The sequence below is a fragment of the Bradyrhizobium sp. MI1.10 genome, from assembly GCF_055811035.1.
Genome location: NZ_JBVVPN010000002.1, coordinates 376776 through 397130, shown reverse-complemented (window position 1 = coordinate 397130; position 20355 = coordinate 376776). Strand labels below are relative to the sequence as shown.

General features: G+C 64.2%; 21 protein-coding genes. 11 read left to right on the top strand and 10 right to left on the bottom strand.

The features are described 5' to 3' along the window. Positions 1-204: 204 nt before the first annotated feature. Both AC0L3K_RS03995 and AC0L3K_RS03990 read left to right on the top strand, forming a co-directional pair. A complete protein-coding gene (locus AC0L3K_RS03995) occupies positions 205-549 on the top strand; it encodes a hypothetical protein (RefSeq protein WP_007590760.1) in 345 nt (114 codons plus the stop codon). After that, positions 494-1039 carry a hypothetical protein gene (locus AC0L3K_RS03990; protein ID WP_007590758.1) on the top strand — a complete coding sequence of 182 codons (546 nt, stop codon included), beginning with the start codon at positions 494-496 and terminating at the stop codon, positions 1037-1039. Before AC0L3K_RS03995 ends, AC0L3K_RS03990 begins: the two co-directional genes overlap by 56 nt. 52 nt (positions 1040-1091) lie before the next feature. On the opposite strand, the gene AC0L3K_RS03985 is transcribed toward AC0L3K_RS03990, so the two are convergent. Continuing rightward, on the bottom strand, positions 1092-1490 hold the full coding sequence (locus tag AC0L3K_RS03985) for a RidA family protein (protein ID WP_219684152.1): 399 nt from the start codon (positions 1488-1490) through the stop codon (positions 1092-1094). Positions 1491-1641: 151 nt separating this feature from the next. On the opposite strand from AC0L3K_RS03985, the gene AC0L3K_RS03980 reads away from it, so the two are divergent. Together AC0L3K_RS03980 and AC0L3K_RS03975 are read left to right on the top strand one after the other, a co-directional pair. Next, entirely contained in the window at positions 1642-2517 is an 876-nt protein-coding gene (locus tag AC0L3K_RS03980; protein ID WP_007590753.1) for a DMT family transporter, read from the top strand. A gap of 218 nt (positions 2518-2735) precedes the next feature. Next, complete coding sequence (locus tag AC0L3K_RS03975; protein WP_007590751.1) at positions 2736-4166, top strand: caspase family protein; 1431 nt, start codon at positions 2736-2738, stop codon at positions 4164-4166. Between the two features lie 75 nt (positions 4167-4241). On the opposite strand, the gene AC0L3K_RS03970 is transcribed toward AC0L3K_RS03975, so the two are convergent. Next, positions 4242-4484: a BrnA antitoxin family protein gene (locus AC0L3K_RS03970; protein WP_007590749.1), complete on the bottom strand. Its 243-nt coding sequence runs from the start codon at positions 4482-4484 to the stop codon at positions 4242-4244. 3 nt (positions 4485-4487) lie between these two features. Further along, entirely contained in the window at positions 4488-5465 is a 978-nt protein-coding gene (gene cysK / locus AC0L3K_RS03965; RefSeq protein ID WP_007590747.1) for a cysteine synthase A, read from the bottom strand. A gap of 223 nt (positions 5466-5688) precedes the next feature. Between cysK and AC0L3K_RS03960 the strand changes: the two genes are divergently transcribed. Next, positions 5689-5907: a hypothetical protein gene (locus AC0L3K_RS03960; RefSeq protein ID WP_007590746.1), complete on the top strand. Its 219-nt coding sequence runs from the start codon at positions 5689-5691 to the stop codon at positions 5905-5907. A 33-nt stretch (positions 5908-5940) separates the two neighbouring features. Here the strand turns inward: AC0L3K_RS03960 and tgt are convergent, their stop codons facing one another. Further along, on the bottom strand, positions 5941-7089 hold the full coding sequence (gene tgt / locus AC0L3K_RS03955; RefSeq protein ID WP_007590745.1) for a tRNA guanosine(34) transglycosylase Tgt: 1149 nt from the start codon (positions 7087-7089) through the stop codon (positions 5941-5943). Between the two features lie 205 nt (positions 7090-7294). Between tgt and AC0L3K_RS03950 the strand changes: the two genes are divergently transcribed. The 4 genes from AC0L3K_RS03950 to AC0L3K_RS03935 all read left to right on the top strand — a co-directional run bounded on the left by AC0L3K_RS03950 (position 7295) and on the right by AC0L3K_RS03935 (position 11493). Further along, complete coding sequence (locus AC0L3K_RS03950) at positions 7295-8503, top strand: patatin-like phospholipase family protein (RefSeq protein WP_051058392.1); 1209 nt, start codon at positions 7295-7297, stop codon at positions 8501-8503. 134 nt (positions 8504-8637) lie between these two features. After that, positions 8638-9384 (top strand): TetR/AcrR family transcriptional regulator, encoded by a 747-nt coding sequence (locus AC0L3K_RS03945; RefSeq protein WP_007590740.1) that lies wholly within the window; start codon positions 8638-8640, stop codon positions 9382-9384. A gap of 248 nt (positions 9385-9632) precedes the next feature. Then, on the top strand, positions 9633-10235 hold the full coding sequence (locus AC0L3K_RS03940; RefSeq protein WP_007590739.1) for a PepSY domain-containing protein: 603 nt from the start codon (positions 9633-9635) through the stop codon (positions 10233-10235). Between the two features lie 220 nt (positions 10236-10455). Further along, positions 10456-11493: an aspartate-semialdehyde dehydrogenase gene (locus AC0L3K_RS03935; RefSeq protein ID WP_035992631.1), complete on the top strand. Its 1038-nt coding sequence runs from the start codon at positions 10456-10458 to the stop codon at positions 11491-11493. Positions 11494-11589: 96 nt separating this feature from the next. On the opposite strand, the gene queA is transcribed toward AC0L3K_RS03935, so the two are convergent. The 5 genes from queA to coaD all read right to left on the bottom strand — a co-directional run bounded on the left by queA (position 11590) and on the right by coaD (position 14796). After that, positions 11590-12660, bottom strand: a complete 1071-nt coding sequence (gene queA / locus AC0L3K_RS03930) for a tRNA preQ1(34) S-adenosylmethionine ribosyltransferase-isomerase QueA (protein WP_007590737.1) — start codon at positions 12658-12660, stop codon at positions 11590-11592. A 141-nt stretch (positions 12661-12801) separates the two neighbouring features. After that, on the bottom strand, positions 12802-13266 hold the full coding sequence (locus tag AC0L3K_RS03925; RefSeq protein WP_007590736.1) for a peptidylprolyl isomerase: 465 nt from the start codon (positions 13264-13266) through the stop codon (positions 12802-12804). Beyond that, positions 13263-13688 (bottom strand): hypothetical protein, encoded by a 426-nt coding sequence (locus AC0L3K_RS03920; protein WP_007590735.1) that lies wholly within the window; start codon positions 13686-13688, stop codon positions 13263-13265. The genes AC0L3K_RS03925 and AC0L3K_RS03920 overlap by 4 nt, the downstream gene beginning before the upstream one ends. An 8-nt stretch (positions 13689-13696) precedes the next feature. Next, positions 13697-14260, bottom strand: a complete 564-nt coding sequence (locus AC0L3K_RS03915) for a peptidylprolyl isomerase (protein WP_007590733.1) — start codon at positions 14258-14260, stop codon at positions 13697-13699. Positions 14261-14301: 41 nt separating this feature from the next. Continuing rightward, positions 14302-14796 (bottom strand): pantetheine-phosphate adenylyltransferase, encoded by a 495-nt coding sequence (gene coaD / locus AC0L3K_RS03910; RefSeq protein WP_007590732.1) that lies wholly within the window; start codon positions 14794-14796, stop codon positions 14302-14304. A 248-nt stretch (positions 14797-15044) separates the two neighbouring features. Here coaD and AC0L3K_RS03905 point away from each other — a divergent pair, with 248 nt between their 5' ends. Continuing rightward, complete coding sequence (locus AC0L3K_RS03905; protein WP_007590731.1) at positions 15045-15302, top strand: hypothetical protein; 258 nt, start codon at positions 15045-15047, stop codon at positions 15300-15302. A gap of 199 nt (positions 15303-15501) precedes the next feature. Continuing rightward, the gene (locus tag AC0L3K_RS03900) at positions 15502-17355 is read left to right on the top strand and encodes a potassium transporter Kup (RefSeq protein ID WP_051058391.1); all 1854 of its coding nucleotides are present in this window, start codon (positions 15502-15504) and stop codon (positions 17353-17355) included. A gap of 137 nt (positions 17356-17492) precedes the next feature. On the opposite strand, the gene gyrA is transcribed toward AC0L3K_RS03900, so the two are convergent. After that, entirely contained in the window at positions 17493-20237 is a 2745-nt protein-coding gene (gyrA, locus tag AC0L3K_RS03895) for a DNA gyrase subunit A (protein WP_007590727.1), read from the bottom strand. Positions 20238-20355: the final 118 nt, after the last annotated feature.

Here is a 20355-nt window from a genome sequence, read left to right as displayed (position 1 = left end):
TCCTAAGCCCCTTTCCTGAGTCGCTGTCCTGACGTTTACCCTTAACGTGAGGGCTCGTTGATTCTGCTTCCAAAATTGCAGCCGGAAACCCAAATAAACCATTGTTCCCACAGGAACAATTTTCGATTTGGCACCGCACCAAATTTCCGTCACATTTGGCCCGAATAAGGGTCAGCATATCAGACAAATTCAAGGACGGATTTTATGCGTTTTGCTCGCATTGCGGCGTTCTGTGCCGCTTCAGTTTTCACCCTCGCCGCGCCCGCTTTCGCCCAGACTCCCTATGACGGCAACTGGCAGGTCACCATCGTGACCAAGAGCGGTTCCTGTGAGCCGACTGCAAGCTCCTTGCTGACGGTTGCCGACGGCAAGATCACCGCGCCGGGCGCTAACGTTTCCGGCACCATCGGCAGCGGGGGACTTGTGAAAGTTTCGATCAATGGTGCATATGCCAACGGTCAACTCAGCGGCAACGCCGGATCGGGGAAGTGGAATGGAGCATCTGCAGGCATACCGTGCAGCGGGCGGTGGGAAGCATCGCGCCAATAGAAAAATCGTGACGAACGGTCTGGGCCGGCGGTTGCTGATCGCGGCCGCCGTTATGTTTGCGGCCGGAATTGCCAACTCCGAGAGCAAGGCCCAGTCCGGCCCGTTCGCCCCGCTGGCCGGCAGCTGGAGCGGCTCAGGCACGGTCACTCTGGATGACGGCTCGACCGAGCGGATCCGCTGCCGGGCCAAATACGCTCCGATCGGACCGACTATGGAGTTGTCGCTGACCTGCGCCAGCGACGCCTACAAGTTCAACCTCGGCGCCAACGTCAGGGCTGAAGGCAGCGCCATCGCGGGCAGCTGGTCCGAGGCCAGCCGCAATATCAGCGGCTCCCTTTCCGGCCGCGGCGCCGGCGGAAACTATGAGCTGCTCGCCTCCACCGCCGGCTTCAACGCCAACATCTCGCTCAAGACATCCGGCAACAAGCAGAACGTCACGATGCGCGCCGACAGCCAGTTCCGCGGCGCCAACATCTCGCTCTCGCGCTAAGCCGATACGAGTAGATTGACAATCGACCCGGCGATCTCGCCGGGTCGATTTTTTATGTGCCCGGCACGAACGCCGTGACCTCGATCTCGACCTTGGCCCGGTCGTCCACGAGACCGCCGATGTAGAGCAAGGTCGAGGGCGGGAAATTGCGCCCCAGCGTTTCCTTCCAGGCCGTGCCGATGCCGGCCCCGGCTGCCTCATATTCGCTGCGGCTGGTCAGGTACCAGGTCAGACGAACGATATGCTCGGGGCCGGCGCCGGCCTCGCCCAGGAGCTTGATGATCCGCTTCAACGCGGTCCCGACCTGCGCTGCCATGTCAGGCGCGTAATTGCCGGTCTCGTCGCCGCCGGTCTGCCCGGCCAGCATCACCCAGCGGCCCGGTCCCTCGACCACGACACCATGGGAAAAGCCGCGCGGTTTTTTCCACTCGGCCGGCTGCAAGATGTCCATGAGCGAATATCTCCCGATTGTTCTCGTTGTTCACTGATGCCTTAGCACGCCGCCATGCATCGCTGCACCGGCAGATTTGGCCGTTGCAAATGGCGACGATGTCGCTGATACCGGCTCTCCCTCAGGACCCTCGCCTCCCACACCTGCGCCGATGAACACGACACCGTCCAAAACGATGGCTGCCCTGTGGATGGCCGGCTGGCTTTCGCTGATGCTGGTCATGGCGGTCGCTGGGCGCGAGACCACGCGCGAGCTGAACGTCTTCGAGATTATGGAAGTGCGCTCGGTGATCGGGTTCACGCTTCTGCTGCCGATCATCTACCGGGCCGGTGGCTTCAAGGCGGTCGCGACCAAACGCCTGCCCCAGCACCTCGCACGCAACGGGGTCCATTATTTCGCACAGCTCGGCTGGTTCTACGCACTGACGCTGATCGGGATCGGCCAGGTCGTCGCGATCGAATTCACCATGCCGATCTGGACGGCGCTGCTGGCCGCAACATTCCTGTCCGAGCGCATGACCGTCTGGAAGGTATCCGCGATCGTACTCGGCATCGTCGGCGTGGTCATGATCGTGCGGCCCGCCACCGGCGAGATCAATCCGGGCCAGCTGATCGCACTGGGAGCCGCGATCGGCTTCAGCATTTCCATGATATTGGCGAAATCGCTGACCCGGACCGAAAGCGCATTATCCATCCTGTTCTGGATGATCGTCGTGCAGATGGTCGTGGGCCTGCTTCCGACGCTCTATGTCTGGACCTGGCCGTCAACCTCCCTGTGGGGTTGGCTGTTCGTCATCGGGGTCTGCGGCACATTCTCGCACTATTGCCTCGCCAGCGCGCTCCGGTACGCGGATGCGACCATTGTGGTGCCGATGGACTTTCTGCGGGTTCCACTCACGGCGACCGTCGGTTGGCTGCTCTATTCCGAGCGGCTCGATGCCTGGACCGTGCTCGGCGCGGCGCTGATCCTCTGCGGCAATCTCCTGAATTTGAAGCCGGCTTCGCCGGTTCCTGTCCGCGCGCGCTGAACCTCCCGACGCCTCGTGCGACAAAACCAAGTGGCCGTGTGATTTGGATCACGTTGGAGGGGCTTTCCATCGTGCACATTCTGCCACACAGCAGCGGGTTGAACGCGACGAACTGCCGTTTGGTGGTGCCAAGTCTTGGTGGCGCCAAGTCGGGCAATTCGTGTAAGTTCGTTGCCAATTTGTTGCTGCCTGCAATTCGATTCTGTTGGGGATTTCAGATGCGCACTCTCACCCTCCTCGCGTCGCTGATGTGCATGGCACTGTCGGTCAGTGCCGCGAAGGCCGACCGCCGTGTGGCTTTCGTCGTCGGCAACGGCACCTACAAGAACGTCGCACAATTGCCGAACCCGCCGATCGACGCCAAGGCGATGGCGGCAACGCTGCGCAATGTCGGCTTCGAGGTGATCGAAGGTTCGAACCTCTCGCGCGATCAGATGACGGAGAAGCTGCTGGACTTCGGCCGCAAGGCGCAGGGCTCCGATGTCGCAGTGTTCTATTATGCCGGTCACGGCATCGCGGTCGGCGGCTCCAACTATCTTCTGCCTGTCGATGCCGACATCAAGTCGGAGATGGACGTCAAGCTCGGTGCTGCCATCAACATCGATCTGACGCTCGAGCAGACCATGGGCGACGCCAAGGTCAAGCTGGTCTTCCTTGACGCCTGCCGCGACAATCCGTTCGCCGCCAAGATCAAGTCGAACTCCGCGACCCGCAGCGTCAACGTGCAGAGCGGTCTTGCCGAGATGAAGTCCGGCGAAGGCACGCTAATCGCGTTCGCCACCGGCCCGGGCCAGACCGCGCTCGACGGCCAGGAGGGCAACAACAGCCCGTTCACCCGTGCGCTGATCGACAACATCACCAAGCCCGGTGTCGAGATCCAGCAGGCGATGACGTCGGTCCGCGCCCAGGTCAACGAGGAGACCCACAAGGGTCAGCTGCCCTGGGGCCACACCAATTTGACCGGCGCGGTCTATCTCAACCAGGCTCCGACGACCCAGGTCGCCAATGCCGCACCGACGGCTGCTGGCAGCGCGCCAATGGCGACCGGCGGCAGCTCGGACGGCATCGAGCTCGAATACTGGCGCTCGGTGAAGGAGAGCAACAAGCCGGAAGAGCTCAACGCCTACCTCTCCGCCTACCCCAACGGTCAGTTCAAGGCGCTGGCGCTGGCACGCCTCGCGGCCATCAAGAGCGGCCCCTCGACCGCGACGCGTACCCTCACCGCTGGCGTCGATCCCGCGACCTTCACCGATGAGGCCACCCAGCTTACCGAGGACCAGATCGGCCTCGACAAGAACCTGCGCCGCGACGTTCAGCGTCGCCTCGGCGGGCTCGGCTTCGACAACAAACAGACAGGCGTGTTCAGCGAGGAGACCCGGTCGGTGCTCAAGCGGTGGCAGGCGGCGCGCGGCTATCCCGCGTCGGGTTACCTGAACAAACTCCAGCACAAGGCTCTGCTTTCGGAGGTTGTGGCCGGCCCGCCGACCGCGAGCGACAACAGCCAGAAGGCAGCCCGCCGGGCCGCCGCCCCCGCGGCCAGCAGCGCGCCCGCACCGGCTCCCCATCGCAGCAGCGGCGGCGATCCTGCCGGAGCAGCCTTCGTCGGCGGTGTCGTCGGCGGCATGATGGGCGGCATGTTCCGCCGCTGAGGCGACGCCAATCGCAGATACAAAAGCCCGGCTCGCGCCGGGCTTTTTCGTTGCGAGTCCCTCAGCCTTTGGTGCCTACTTCCCCGCGGCCTTTCGCAGGGCCTCGTTGATGCGGTCCTGCCAGCCGGGACCGCCGGCCTGGAAATGCTCCAGCACGTCCTGGTCGATGCGCAGCGTGACCTGCTCCTTGACCCCCGGCGCCACGTTCTGTTTTGGCGGTGCTGCGGCGATCTTCGCCGTCACCTTCTTGAACGCCGCCTCGGCCTCCGTCCTGGCGTCGCCCAACGTCCGCGGCCGCCTCGGTGGTTGATCCGCCATGTCCTAGATTCCTTCAAACAGAGCCGTCGAAAGATACCGCTCGGAGAAGGACGGCACTATAGCCAGGATGGTCTTTCCCGCAGCTTCCGGCCGCCTGCCGATCTCGAGGGCCGCGGCGATCGCGGCGCCCGACGAGATGCCGCCCGGAATGCCCTCATGCCGCGCCAGCGCCCGCGAGGTCTCGATCGCCGTCGTCGAGTTGATCTTCACGATCTCGTCGATCACCGAGCGGTCGAGGATGTCAGGGACGAAGCCCGCACCGATGCCCTGGATCTTGTGTGGCGTGTGCTGGCCGCCCGACAGCACCGGGCTCTCCTCCGGCTCGACCGCGATCACGCGCAGCGAGGGCCTGCGCGGCTTCAGCACCTGGCCGACGCCGGTGATGGTGCCGCCGGTGCCGACGCCGGCGACGAAGAAGTCGATGTTGCCGCCGGTGTCGTTCCAGATCTCCTCCGCGGTGGTGCGGCGGTGCACCTCGGGATTGGCGAGATTCTTGAACTGCTGCGGCATCACCGAATTCGGCGTCGTCTTCAACAGCTCTTCGGCTGTCGCAATCGCGCCCTTCATGCCTTGCGCGGCGGGTGTCAGCACCAGTTCCGCGCCCAGAAAGGCCAGCATCTTGCGCCGTTCGATCGACATCGACTCCGGCATGACCAGCTTGAGCCTATAACCGCGCGACGCCGCGACGAAGGCCAGCGCGATTCCGGTATTGCCGGAGGTGGGTTCGATCAGCACGGTGTCGGGCTTGACGATGCCGGCCTTCTCCATCGCGATGATCATGGCCGCGCCGATGCGATCCTTCACGCTTGCGGCGGGATTGAAATATTCAAGCTTTGCCAAAATGGTCGCGTTCACGCCGTGCATGGCCGGTAACTGGCGCAAGCGCACGATCGGCGTGTCGCCAAAAGCATCGACGATCGAGTCATAGATCCGGCCGCGGCCGGGTTGGTGCGCTGCACCCGTGGTGGACGATGCGTCCATGATGAACTCCCTGTGGCGACGATTTGTGCTTCTGTTGCAGCTCTTGCGCAGTTAGAGACAGCCTGCGGCGACACGCAAGCGACATTGCGGCACATGTTAAGTACGCTGCATCGCAAAATCACGTGAGCAGTAATTATCAGAAAACCAGCGCATTTGTGTTGCGACCTCGTCAACTGATTCTGCTTATGTTAGACTTAGGTCTCAAAGCAGAGAGGTCACCACGATGTCAGCAGTCGCTGAAGTGTTGTCGACCGTCGCATCGAACCGCGCTCCGCGGTGCAGTGAGTTGCCCACCTGTCCCGTCTGCGCCGACTCCATGGTCGCCGCCGAAGGTTCTGCGTATGTGTCGGAACACCTGATCAGCTATCTCTGGACCTGCGACAATTGCGGCTACGGCTTCGTGACCAAGCACGCCGTCAAGCAGCGCATTCTCTGCAACTGACGTTTCCTCTGCATCCGACCTTGCGCAATTGACCTAGCGCGGGGCGATATCGCCCCTCGCCCAGTCATCGCGCGTACGCCGATAGAACTCCTCGAACGTGCCCTGTGCGACCGCGTCCCTGATGCCCTGCATCAGGAACTGGTAGTAAGCGATATTGATCTCGGACAGCAGCATCGCGCCCAGCGTCTCGCCCGCCTTGACGAGATGATGCAAATAGGCGCGCACGTAGCTGCGCGCCGACGGCCAGGAGCTCTCTTCGTCGAGCGGACGGGGATCGTCGGCGTGGCGCGCGTTGCGCAAATTCACCTGGCCAAAGCGTGTGAAGGCAACGCCATGACGGCCATTGCGCGTCGGCATCACGCAATCAAACATGTCGATGCCGCGCTTGACTGCCTCGAGGATGTCGTCGGGTGTGCCGACGCCCATCAAATAGCGCGGCCGCTCTTTCGGCAGCAGCGGCGCTGTCTCGTCGATCATCGCCAGCATCACGGCCTGCGGCTCGCCGACGGCGAGACCGCCAATGGCATAACCATGGAAACCGATCTCGACGAGGCCTTGGGCGCTGGCATGACGAAGCTGGGGTATGTCGCCGCCCTGCACGATGCCGAACAGCATGTAGCCCTCGGGCGCGCTCTCGAAGGCGCGCTTGCTTCGCTCGGCCCAGCGCAGCGACAATTGCATCGCGCGGTCGATGTCGGCGCGCTCGGCGGGCAGTCGCACGCATTCGTCCATCTGCATGGCGATGTCGGAGCCGAGCAAACGCTGCACCTCGATCGAGCGCTCCGGCGACAGCTCGACCTTGGCGCCGTCGATATGCGAACGGAAGGTCACGGCCTGCTCGCTGACCTTGCGCAGATCCGCCAGCGACATCACCTGGAAGCCGCCGGAATCCGTCAGCATCGGCCCGTTCCAGCCGGTGAATGTCTGCAGGCCACCAAGTGCCGCGATCCGCTCGGCACCGGGACGCAGCATCAGATGATAAGTGTTGCCGAGCACGATGTCGGCACCGGCCTCACGCACCTCGCGCCAGTGCATGCCCTTCATCGCGCCAGCGGTACCGACCGGCATGAAGGCGGGCGTGCGCACCACGCCGTGCGGCGTAGTCAGGCGCCCGGTGCGCGCGGCGCCATCGGTGGCGAGCAGTTCGAAATGATTGGGCAGACCGGTGTCAGGACGATTCATGACGGTGCTTATTGCGTGTCGGAGCAGGCCGATCAACCCGCCCAGGCGATGCCTCGGCCAGCTTATGCATCAGACTGGGACAACGGACACCAATATTGGGGACACGGAATTGTGCGGCGGCGGCGCTTGTTAAACAAAACGATACAGTGTAGTTTTACCCTGGGGGCTGGACGAGCTGCCGCGGCAATGTTGCCGGCGGCGGTAGATGCGTGATCGCCAGCCACCGCCAATGCCCTTCCCTTCAAGTTCGACTGTTCCGTCCGCCCGTTCGCATGGCTGGACAAGGCAGACCGGCGCCCGCCTGTTCGGATTGCTGGTCTTGACGTGCAGCCTTGCGCTCGGCGCCTGCACCTCCCTGCCCCGCACGCCCTATACGGCCACCGAAGCCAGCACGTCGCGCGTCCTCGATATCGACGGCCTCCGGCGCTACGCCGACGAACCCATCACGAAATTCAGCTTCGAGAAGGACACCAGCACCGCAACGAAGTCCTACCTGGCGCTGTCAGGCGGCGGTGCCGATGGCGCCTATGGTGTCGGCGTGCTGAACGGCTGGACCGCGGCCAGAACCCGTCCCACCTTCTCGGTCGTCTCGGGCGTGAGCACCGGCGGCCTGATCGCGCCCTTTGCGTTTCTCGGCTCGCGATATGACGACACGCTGAAGGAGGTCTACACCAGCGGTGTCGCGGAGAGCCTGTTGAGCGATCCCAGCATCATGCGCGTGCTGTTCGGATCCGGCCTGTTCGGCAACACGCGGCTGCGCGAGCTCGTCGCCCGCTATGTCGGGCCCGAGATCATGGCGCAGGTCGCCCGTGAAAACGCCAGGGGCCGAAGGCTGCTGGTGGTGACCACCGATCTCGACACCCAGCGGACCGCGATCTGGGACATGGGCAAGATCGCCGCGGTCGGCACGCCCGAGGCGCTCAAGCTGTTTCGCGACGTGATGGCGGCCTCCGCCAGCATCCCCCTGGTGTTTCCGCCGATCATGATCGACGCCGAAGGCGAGGGCCGCAGGTTTCAGGAGATGCATGTCGACGGCGGCGTGACCGCCCCGGTGCTGACGCTGCCGGAAGCCCTGCTGTTCCAGGGCAGTCGCCTTCCCGGCCCTGCGAAGCTGGACATCTACATCCTCGTCAACAAGAAGATCGAACGCAATTTCGAGCTTGTCTCCAACAGCACCATCGACGTCGCCTCACGCAGCCTGTCGTCGATCACCCAGTCGCAGACCCGTTCGATCATCTTCTCGACTTATGATTTTGCCAGGCGCAACCGCCTGGGCTTCCATCTCTCCTACATCGCGCGCGACTATCCGGCGGCTCCCTCGGAAGGGTTCGACACCGCCTATATGCGGGCGCTGTATCAGTACGGATATGAGAAGGCGGCGTCTGGCCAAGCCTGGACTTCGACGCTTCCGTGAGCGCTCGCCGAGGAACGGGGCCGTGCCGGGACGGTTGACGATGAGGCCCATTCGGCCAGATTAGCCATGACGCACCCGTTGCTGCGCGTTATAGAGCAATCACGGATGTCACGACCGCGCAGGAATCATTGGGCATGGGATTGACTGCGACCAGGACAAGACCGGCAGCTCAGCGGCGCGAGGTGCCGAAATCGCGCGGCGGCCGGCCGACGAAGAGCGCCGCGATCGAGCGCGATCAGCGGCTGATCGAGGTCGCCACCCGCCTGTTCCTGGATCGCGGCTTTGACGCGACCTCGCTCGATGCAGTCGCTGAAGCCGCGCGAGTGAGCAAGCCCACCGTCTATGCCCGTTACGGCGACAAGCGCGGATTGTTCGCCGCCGTGCTGCGGCGCGAGATCGCGCGATGGCTTGCACCGCTATCCGCGGCCGCCGAGACGCAGCTCGGCAGCGCCTCGGATATCTCGGTCGAACAGCGGCTGGTCGAGATCGGGCGCGAGATGCTGACATTCACCTGCGGTCCCGATGCCGTCGCCTTCAGCCGCATGATGACGTCGCAGGCCATCAACTTCCCCGAGATCGCCAAGCTCGGCAAGGAGGAAGGCTGGCTCAAGGCCGTCGCCACCACGGCACGCTTCTTCGACCATCTGGTGGCGCAAGGCGCACTCAACATGGAAGACACCACGATCGCAGCCGAGGTGTTTCTCGATGTCGTCGTGGGACACACCCACCGCATGGCGACCTTCGGAACGACGCTCGAGCTGAAAGACGCCGAAAAGCGTATGCGGGTTGCCATCAAGCTGTTCCTGGCCGGAGCGCTTGGCCCCCCGGACCGCCTCCAGGACGCCGCCAAGACCACGCGGCGGCGGCGCCCATCCCGCTGACAATTCCGTGAGATTGCGATCTTTCCAGTGAATCCCGCGCCCGCGCCGTTGACCAAAACAAAACGATACGGTATGGTTTAGTTATAGGGCGATGCGGATCGCTTTTTCACCAGCCCCAAGAGGTCCGCACCGCCTCGATCGCCGCGGCGGTACAGCCCGTCACGACGCTCAGCGGCCGACCGATGCCCAAGGTCGGCCGCAAATTCTTTACGATCATCCGGCACACTCGCTGGCCGAGGGTTTCGAGCATGACGACAGCCAAACGACGTATCTCGGGATTGCTCGCGATCGCCCTGTCCGCACTCCTCCTCGCGGCGCCGGTGCGGGCGATCGTGAGCACGGGCACGCCGACCGCCCTTCACAGCGACACAGATGGTGACGCTGAGGCCGACCGCCAAGCGGTCAGTCGCGAGATCGAGCGCTTCCGCAGCTCGTCGATCTCGATCAACCAGGCCATGGCGATTGCGGAAGCCCGCCACGCCGGTGCCACCACGGCGGATGTGAGTTTCGACGGAGCCTCCGGTGTGCCGGTCTACCGGGTGAAGACCCTGCACAACGACCGGATCTGGCGCCACACCATCAATGCGGCGACTGGTGAGCTCGTCGGCGGCGAAGCCGCCCTCCCTCTCGCCGAGCTCGACCTCGACGACCGCAGCAACCTCGCAGCGCTCGGTGCCATCAAGCATCGGCTTGCGGATGCCGTGCACGTCGCCGAACGCGCGGCCTCAGGCAAGGCGATCAGCGGCGGGCTGGTGCGCGAACGCGGCCGGCTGAATTTCGCGATCGTCGTCATCAGTGGCGACAACCTCAAGGAGGTCATCCTCGAACCGCCGGGCGCCCGGACTAAATAGCGGCAGCCCCAATCCCGCCGAAAAGCCATTGACGGGCGCAAAACTCTCCCGCATAAGCTCCCGCCATGTTCACGACCACCAAACGCACGACGAAAACCACCACGGCCTTCGGGGCCCGGGGAGGCGTGCGCGTGTAGTCGTCGACTAGAACGCAATCCACTCTACCGAAGCCCCGCCCTCGTTGGTCCGGGGCTTTTTTGTTGTCTGAATTCTCAAATCAATGGAGGACACAGTGAGTAACGATCCCGTCGTCGCGATTGTCGGCGTCACCGGTGCGGTGGGCGCCGAATTCATTGCCACCATGGACAAGCGCGGCTTTCGCGTCGGCAAGCTCAAGGCGCTCGCCAGCGCCCGCTCGGCCGGCAAGACGGTGTCGTTCCGCGGGCAAGACGTCGTCATCGAGGAGCTGACCGAACGCGCCTTCGAAGGCGTCGACATCGCCCTGTTCTCCGCCGGCGGCAGCATCTCCAAGAAGTACGCGCCGATCGCCGTCAAGGCGGGGGCCGTCGTCGTCGACAACTCCTCCGCCTTCCGGATGGACCCGAACGTGCCGCTGGTAATCCCCGAGATCAATGCGAACCGCATCCGCGACCACAAGGGCATCATCGCCAACCCGAACTGCGCCGCCATCACGGCGCTGGTGCCGCTATGGCCGATCCACCAGACCAACCGCATCAGGCGCGTGATCATCTCGACCTACCAGGCCGCCTCCGGCGCCGGCGCCGCCGCCATGGACGAGCTGGTCGAGTCCACCCGCGCCAACCTCAACGGCCAGGTTTATACGCCGAAAGTGATGCCGCATCCCTACGCCTTCAACCTCTTCAACCACAACACGGCGATCGACCCCGACACCGGCTACAACGACGAAGAGACCAAGGTCATCAACGAAACCCGCAAGATCTTCGAGGACGACAAGATCGCGATCGGCGTCACCTGCGTCCGTGTGCCGGTGCTGCGGGCTCATTGCGAAGCCATCACCTTCGAATGCGAGAAGCCGATCAGCGAGGATCAGGTCCGTGCCATCATGGCGCGAGCGCCCGGCGTCAAGGTCGTCGACGACCGTGCCAAGAACTACTTCCCGATGCCGATCGACGCCACGGGCCAGGACGACGTCCTGGTCGGCCGCATCCGCAAGGACCTCAGCGACCCCTCCGGGCATTCGATCTCGATGTTCGTGGCAGCGGACCAGTTGCTCAAGGGCGCTGCGCTCAATGCAGTGCAGATCGCGGAGCTCTTGCCGCAGCGGGTGATGGCGTAACGGGAGGTGCGTAGGGTGGGTTAGCGACAGCGTAACCCACCACTGTCTCTACCGCGTAAACAGAAGCGGTGGGTTACGCCTTACGGCTAACCCACCCTACGGCGCCCGAAACAACAAACACGCATCGCCATAGGAATAGAACCGATAGCCGGTCGCGATCGCATGCGCATAGGCCTGCCGCATCGCATCGAGCCCGGAGAACGCCGACACCAGCATGAACAGTGTCGACTTCGGCAAATGGAAATTGGTCAGCAGAACATCGACGGCGCGGAAGCGATAGCCCGGGGTGATGAAGATCGACGTCTCGGCGGCGAACGGCTCAAGGGTGCCGTCCTCGCTGGCTGCGCTTTCGAGCAGGCGCAACGACGTGGTGCCAACCGCGATGATGCGGCCGCCGGTCTTGCGCGCGGTGTTGAGCCGCTCCGCCGTCTCGGCCGAGAGCGTGCCCCACTCGGCGTGCATCTTGTGGCCTTCGGTGTCGTCCACTTTCACCGGCAGGAAGGTCCCTGCCCCGACATGCAGCGTGACGCGGTTGATGCCGACGCCGCGCGCGTGCAGCGCCTGCTCCAGCGCGGGCGTGAAATGCAGGCCGGCTGTCGGCGCGGCAACGGCGCCTTCGTTCGCCGCGAACATGGTCTGGTAGTCGGCGAGATCCTGATCGTCGGGCGTGCGTTTCGAGGCGATGTAGGGTGGCAGCGGCGGGCTGCCGAGATCGGCGATGGCCTGATCCAGCGTCGGACCGTGGAACGAAAATGACAGCGTCACCTCGCCTTCCGCGCCCTTGGCCTCGACCTCGGCGTCGAGATGGCCAAGCAGGCAGACCTTGCCCTCATTGCCGAAGCGGATGCGGTCGCCGGCTGCGAGTTTCTTGGCGGGCTTCACCAGCGCCTGCCAGCGCGAGCCGTCGAGGCGCTTGATCAGCGTCGCCTCGATCTTCGGCTCGGTCTCGCGGCCGATGCGACGGCCCTTCAATTGCGCCGCGATCACCTTGGTGTCGTTGACGACGAGCTGGTCGCCCGGCTTCAGCCATTGCGGCAGATCGGCGATGACCTGGTCGCGGAGCGTGCCGGGATCGACGACCAGCATCTTCGCGGAGTCGCGCGGGCTCGCCGGGCGCAATGCGATGCGCTCGGCGGGCAGGTCGAAATCGAAGAGATCGGTGCGCATCTCGGGCTCACGGCCGTACAGTCACTCCTCATCCTGAGGAGCGCGGAACGCGCATCTCGAAGGATGAAGGCCCTGCTGCTGCAGCTCGGCCTTCATGGTTCGAGACGGCGCTACGCGCCTCCTCACCATGAGGAGAAACGCCTACTCCGCGTCAGCCGCCATCCGCGCCTTGACGATCTTGTCGGGGTTCTGCACGGGTTCGCCGCGCTTGATCTTGTCGACGTTCTCCATGCCCTCGGTAACCTTGCCCCACACCGTGTACTGGTTGTCGAGGAAGCGGGCGTCGTCGAACACGATAAAGAACTGGCTATCGCCGGAATCCGGGCTGGCGGCGCGCGCCATCGAGGTGGTGCCGCGCACATGCGGCTCCTTGTTGAACTCGGCCTTCAGCTTCTTGCCGGAGCCGCCGGTGCCGGTGCCCTGCGGGCAGCCGGTCTGCGCCATGAAGCCGTCGATCACGCGATGGAACACGATGCCGTCGTAGAAGCCCTCGCGCACGAGCTCCTTGATGCGCGCGACGTGGCCGGGCGCCAGATCAGGCCGCATCTCGATGGTAACGGGGCCCTGGGTGGTCTCGAGGATCAGTGTGTTTTCGGTGGCGCTCATGCTCGTCTCTCTTGGGTTGGGGGTGAAGTCCTGTCAGGTGAAGATTTGCGGTTGCGAAACTGGATCGCGAATGGACGCCCTGCAGCGGCGCCGGCCATCGCATCGGTAAATGGCATCGGCGTGCAACGTTGCAATGCCTCCATCACCGCGACCCGGTATTGCAGCCGGTCCTCGTCGGAAGCCTCCGCGGATTCATAGGTAATCCTCGGGTGGCCCAGAATGTTTCCAGCCCGGTTAAAGCTCACGACGACGGTGATGTCGATCGGGCGGGCCTTGGCGGCGGGCGGCGGCTTCCAGCAGGTGCGCAGATGCCGGAAGATGTCCTGGATGGTGTTGACCTGTGCGTCCTCGGCGATTGCGCCGGGGACGCCGAGCAGCAGCACCGCGGCAACCAGCAGGAGCTTGCCACAGGCGCGCGCCATCGCCTCTCCTACTTGATGTCGGAAGCGACCTGCACCTTCACCATCTTGTCGGGATCGGTGACGGTGCCGCCGCTTGATCCGGGAGGCGCCTTCTTCAGCTTGTCGACGACGTCCATGCCCTGCACGACCTCGCCGATCACGGTGTACTGGTTGTCGAGGCTGCCGCCGTCGGCGAACATGATGAAGAACTGCGAATTGGCGGTGTCGACGCTGTCGCCGCGCCGGGCCATGCCGACGATGCCACGCGCAAAATGCACCTTGGAGAATTCCTGCTTCAGGTTCGGATATTTCGAGCCGCCGGTGCCGTTGAAGTTCTGACCGTCGCCGGTCTGCGCCATGAAGCCGTCCATGACGCGGTGGAACGGCACATTGTTGTAATAGCCCTCGCGCGCGAGCTGTTTGATGCGTTCGGCGTGCTGGGGCGCGAGGTCCGGCCTGAGCTTGATGACGATGCGGCCCTTGGTGGAGTCGATGACGATGGCGTTGGCCTTGTCGAGGCCGGCCGGCAAGGCTTGCGCGAAGGCCGGCACCGCGAACAGAACCGCGGCAAGAACTGCGAGAATTCGGATCATGATAACTCCGGATCAGAGATGAGAAAGGAAACGCGCCGTTATCAGGCGAATTTTGCCTTGAGCTGGGCCGCAACCAGCGGCGGGACGAAGGCCGAGACGTCCCCGCCCATGGCAGCGATCTGGCGCACCAAAGTGGCGGTGATCGGGCGGACCATGGGAGAAGCCGGCAGGAAGACCGTATGCACCTCGGGCGCCATGGCCTCGTTCATGCCGGCGAGCTGCATCTCGTAGTCGAGATCGGTGCCGTCGCGCAGGCCCCGAATCATGATCGTCGCACCGTACTTGCGCGCCGATGTCACCGACAGGTCGTCAAACGTCACCGCTTCGAGCACGCAGCCGGCCTGGGCCGCCACCGGCCCGCAGACGTCATGGAGCATCTTCAACCGCTCCTCGGTCGAGAACAGCGGCTTCTTGCCGGGATGCACCCCGATCGCCACAACGAGCCTGTCGCACAGCGACACGCTGTGCCGGACCACGTCCAGATGGCCGTTGGTGATGGGGTCGAAGGAACCTGGATAGAAGGCAATGCGCGGCATGGCCAACGTCCTACCGCGCCCGGCCCGGCCCGGCAAGCCGGTCAGGTTCCCTGGCGGTTTTTCCGCAAAACCGTGTCGGAATGGGCCGAATTGTTTCGTCCTGAGGGCGGCCACGAAACAAAACGGAGCGCGAACGAAACCATTTCCCGGGTTCGCGAAGACGTCCGGAAACTGGCCATGGTTACTAATCCGGCCAACGAACGACGGGCCGCACACTGGGCGTAGCGGCCGCATCACAGGGGACTGTCATGATCAAAGCTCTTTCGGCGATCGCCATCTCTGGGTGTGTTGCTGCCGCTCTCACCCTCCTGCCCGGCTTCGCCCCCACCGTCGAAGCGAGCGTGCCGCAACCGCTCGCCAAGAGCGACCGGCTCGACATCCGCACCATCGGCAAGGACTGCTCGCAGCAGGCCTGGCCGAATTTCGAGGCGTCCTGCCTTCGCCAGGCCGGCACCAAAGCCGACATCCGCGAGGCTCGCCTCGTGACCGCAAACCGCACTCCGTAGCGGCGTCTGTCAGTTTCGCGTCAGGTAGCGACAAATCCCATAGATAAACCCCATGGATATTTGCGACGTCCCGTCGCAGACTGCCCGATGCTCGCGCCCGCCGGAATGACCCGTCGGCCGCGATCCCATCGAGGGGTCGCCATTGTCCAGTACGCCTGCAGTCGCCTCCGGCCATCAACCTGATCCACTGCCGCTTGCAATGACCATGGGCGCCCTCGGGGTGGTCTATGGCGATATCGGCACCAGTCCCCTCTACGCCCTCAAGGAAGCCGCCAAGGCCGCCGCCCACGGCGGCACATTGACGAACGATGCCGTTCTGGGCGTTGCCTCGTTGATCCTCTGGGCGCTGTTGCTGATCATCTCGCTGAAATATGCGCTGTTGATTTTGCGCGCTGACAACCGCGGCGAAGGCGGCATCGTCGCCCTGCTGGCCTTGCTGCATGCCCGCAACGCCCAACCCGGTACTTGGCGCGCGCATCTGCTGGTCGTCGGCCTCGTCGGCGCCGCCCTGCTCTACGGCGACGGGGCGATCACGCCGGCGATCTCGGTGCTGTCAGCCATCGAAGGTCTGAAGGTCGACGCACCCTCGCTCGCGCCGGCGGTGGTGCCCGTGACCGTCGTCATCCTGATCGGACTGTTCATGATGCAGAAGCAGGGCACCGGCTTCATCGGCCGCATCTTCGGACCGGTGATGCTGGCCTGGTTCTTCGTGCTGGCAGCGCTCGGCATCCACGGCATCGTCAAGGCGCCGGCGGTGCTGGCGGCGCTGAGCCCGCTCTATGCGTTCGACTTCCTGATCCACCAGGATTTTCATGTCTCCTTCGCGATCCTGGGGGCCGCCTTCCTCGCGGTGACCGGCGGCGAAGCCATGTATGCTGACATGGGGCATTTCGGCCGCCTGCCGATCCGGCTGGCCTGGTTCGCGATCTGCCTGCCCGCGCTGGTGCTGAACTATTTCGGCCAGGCCGCGCTGCTGATCACCGACCCCTCCATGATCGAGAATCCGTTCTTCCAACTCTGCCCCGACGCCCTGCACTATCCGCTGGTCGCGTTCTCGGCGGTCGCGACCGTGATCGCCTCGCAGGCCATCATCTCGGGCGTGTTCTCGCTGACGCAGCAGTCGATTCAGCTCGGTTTCCTGCCGCGCATGCAGATCCGTCACACCACGAGCGCAGCGATCGGCCAGATCTACGTGCCGTTGGTGAACTGGCTGCTCGCCGCCGCAACGCTCGGCGCCGTGCTGAGCTTCGGCAGCTCGGAGGCGCTGGCCGGCGCCTACGGCATCGCGGTGTCGCTGTTGATGGCGATCACCACGCTGCTCGCTGCCCTGGTCGCGATCCAGTGGGGCTATTCGCCGTGGCTGGTGGTGGCCGTGAACGGCTTCTTCTTCGTGATCGACGTGATCTTCTTCTCGGCCAATTCGATCAAGCTGTTCGAGGGCGGCTGGTTTCCGCTGATGCTCGCGGGCTTCGTCGCTTTCCTGATGCTGACCTGGCGCAGCGGCGTGAAGCTCGTCGAAGCGGCACGCGCGAAGCTGCGCCAGCCCGAGGAGGATCTGATCGAAACCGCGGTCAACAAGTGCAGCGCCAGGCTGCCCGGCACCGCCGTGTTCCTGGCGTCGGCGCCGCGCGGCGTGCCGCTGGCGCTGACCCAGTTCGTCAAGCACAACCACGTGCTGCACGAGCGCATCGTCCTGGTCACCGTGCTGATCGAGGAGCTTCCTCACATCGACGACGAAGACCGCATCGAGGTGATCGAAATCATTCCCGGCATTACCCGCGTCGTTCTGCATTACGGGTTCATGCAGAACCCGACGATCTACGAAGGGCTGACCTTCGCCTGCCGCCACGGCAAGCTGCCCGGCATCGACCTCTCCGACATCACCTATTACGTCGGCCGCGAGACCATCATCCCGCGCGAGGACGTGCCGGGCATGTGGGTCTGGCGCGAAACCGTGTTCGCCTTCCTGCAGCGCAACGCCGAACGCTCCGCCGCGTTCTTCGGCGTGCCGACCAAGCAGGTGGTGGAGTTCGGCACGGAGCTGGAGATTTAGCGCAATTCGTAGCCCGGATGGAGCGACTTGTCCGCCGTAGCTCGGAGAGCGAAGGCGGAAGTGCAATCCGGGACAGCCGTTCGAATGAAGAACCCGGATTTCGCTTGCGCTCCATCCGGGCTACGAGGGGTGACGCATCACTCCCCGTTCGACTCCCCATTCGCCCCGTTTCCGCTCTCGGCCTCTTCCGTGATGTGCTCGACCGAGACGACGTGTTCGTCCTCGGCGGTGTCGAACACGATCACGCCCTGGGTTGAGCGGCCGGCCACGCGGATGCCTTCGACCGGGCAGCGGATCAGCTGGCCCTTGTCGGTGACCAGCATGATTTGATCGGCGTCTTCCACGGGGAACGACGCCACCAGGTTGCCGTTGCGGTTGTTGACGCTCATGGCCACGATGCCTTTGCCGCCGCGGCCCGTGGTGCGGTACTCGTAGGACGAGGTCCGCTTGCCGTAGCCGTTGACGGAGACGGTCAGCACGACCTGCTCGGCCGCCGACATTTCGACATAGCGCTCCTGAGCCAGCTGGAAGCTGCCGGAGGTCTCCTCGGCCTCGGCGTCCGCCGCCGGCTCCTCGGCCGCAGCTTCGCCGGCAACCGCACGACGCATCTTCAGATACGCCGAGCGCTCGTCGGACGTCGTCTCGACGTGGCGCAGGATCGCTAGCGAAATCACCTTGTCGCCCTCGGCAAGCGCAATGCCGCGCACGCCCATCGAGGTGCGCCCGGTGAACACGCGCACGTCGGTCACGGGGAAGCGGATGCACTGGCCGCCGGCGCCGGTCAAAAGCACGTCGTCGTGCTCGGTGCAGATCTGCACGTCGACGATAGCTTCGTTGTCGTCGAGCTTCATCGCGATGATGCCGGAGCGGCGGACGTCGACGAAGTCGGACAGCTTGTTGCGCCGGACGTTGCCGCCTGTCGTGGCGAACATCACGTCGAGATTGCCCCAGGTGGACTCGTCCTCCGGCAGCGGCATGATGGTGGTGATGCGCTCGCCCTGCTCCAGCGGCAGGATGTTGATCAGCGCCTTGCCGCGCGCGTTCGGCGCGGCCATCGGCAGGCGCCAGACCTTGATCTTGTAGACCTGGCCGCGCGAGGAGAAGAACAGCATCGGAGTATGCGTGGACGCCACGAACAGCCGGCTGACAAAATCCTCGTCGCGGGTCTGCATGCCGGCGCGGCCCTTGCCGCCGCGGCGCTGGGCACGGTAGGCCGACAGCGGCACGCGCTTGACGTAGCCGGCGTGCGAGACGGTGACGACCATGTCCTCGCGCTGGATCAGGTCCTCGTCCTCGACCTCGCCTTCCTGCTCGATGATGACGGTGCGGCGCGGGGTCGCGAACTCGGCCTTCACCTCGGCGAGCTCGGACTTGATGATTTCAAGCACGCGGTCGCGCGAGCGCAGGATGTCGAGATAGTCGGCGATTTCGCCGGCGAGCTTGTCGAGTTCCTCGCGGATTTCGTCACGGCCGAGTGCGGTGAGGCGTTGCAGGCGCAAATCGAGAATGGCCCTCGCCTGCTCCATCGACAGCCGGATCGTACCGTTCTCGCTGATGCGGTGGCGCGGATCGTCGATCAGCGTCAGCATGTCCTCGACGTCCCGGGCCGGCCAGTCGCGCGACATCAGGGTGTCGCGGGCGGTGGTCGGGTCGGGCGAGGTCCGGATGACGCGGATCATCTCGTCGATATTGGCGACCGCGATCGCCAGACCGACCAGGATATGGGCGCGATCACGGGCCTTGGCGAGCAGGAACTTGGTGCGCCGCGTGACGACGCGCTCGCGGAAGTCGACGAAGATCGCCAGCAGGTCCTTCAGATGCATGATCCGCGGACGGCCGCTGTCGAGCGCCACCATGTTGACGCCGAAGCTCGTCTGCAGCGGCGTGAACCTGTAGAGCTGATTCAGCACCACATCCGGCACGGCGTCGCGCTTCAGTTCGATGACGACGCGGTAGCCGTCGCGATCCGATTCGTCGCGCAGGTCGCCGATGCCTTCGATCTTCTTTTCCTTGACCAGCTCGGCGATGCGCTCGACCATCGTCGCCTTGTTCACCTGGTAGGGAATCTCGCTGATGATGATCGCCTCGCGCTCCTTGCGGATGGTCTCGATCGCGACCTTGCCGCGCATCATGACCGAGCCGCGCCCGAGGTGATAGGCGGCGCGGATGCCCTGCCGTCCGAGGATGACGCCGCCGGTCGGGAAATCCGGTCCCGGCACGATGTTGATGAGCTCGTCGATGGTGAGCGCGGGGTTGTCGATCAGCGCGACGCAGGCGTCGATGACTTCGCCGAGATTGTGCGGCGGGATGTTGGTCGCCATGCCGACTGCGATGCCGCCGGCGCCGTTGACGAGCAGGTTCGGGAACTTGGCCGGCAAGACCGACGGTTCGGTCTCGTTGTTGTCGTAGTTCGGCTGGAAGTCGACCGTGTCCTTGTCGATGTCGGCCAGCAGAGCCAGCGCCACCTTCGTCAATCGGGCTTCAGTATAACGATAGGCAGCCGGAGGATCGCCGTCGACCGAGCCGAAATTGCCCTGACCGTCGATCAGCGGCACGCGCATGGAGAAGTCCTGCGCCATCCGGACCATGGCGTCGTAGATCGACTGGTCGCCATGCGGATGATATTTACCGATGACGTCACCGACCACGCGGGCGGACTTGACGTACTTCTTGTCCGGCGTGTGCCCCTGCTCGTTCATCGAGTACAGGATGCGCCGATGCACCGGCTTCAGGCCGTCGCGGGCGTCAGGCAGCGCACGCGCCACAATCACGCTCATGGCGTAGTCGAGATAGGACTTCTTCATCTCCTCGAAGATGGAGACGGGGCGAATATCCGAGGGTTGCGCCGGCTGGTCGCCGGGCTTGTCGTCGTCGTCAGCCAAGGGGAAATCCGATGAGGTTTTATCTGGGAATCATATAGCGCATCGAGCCTCTGATAACCACCCTCGCGGGGATCTGGGAAGCGCTTTTTCCGCCTATTTTTCCAACAACTTAAGCCCT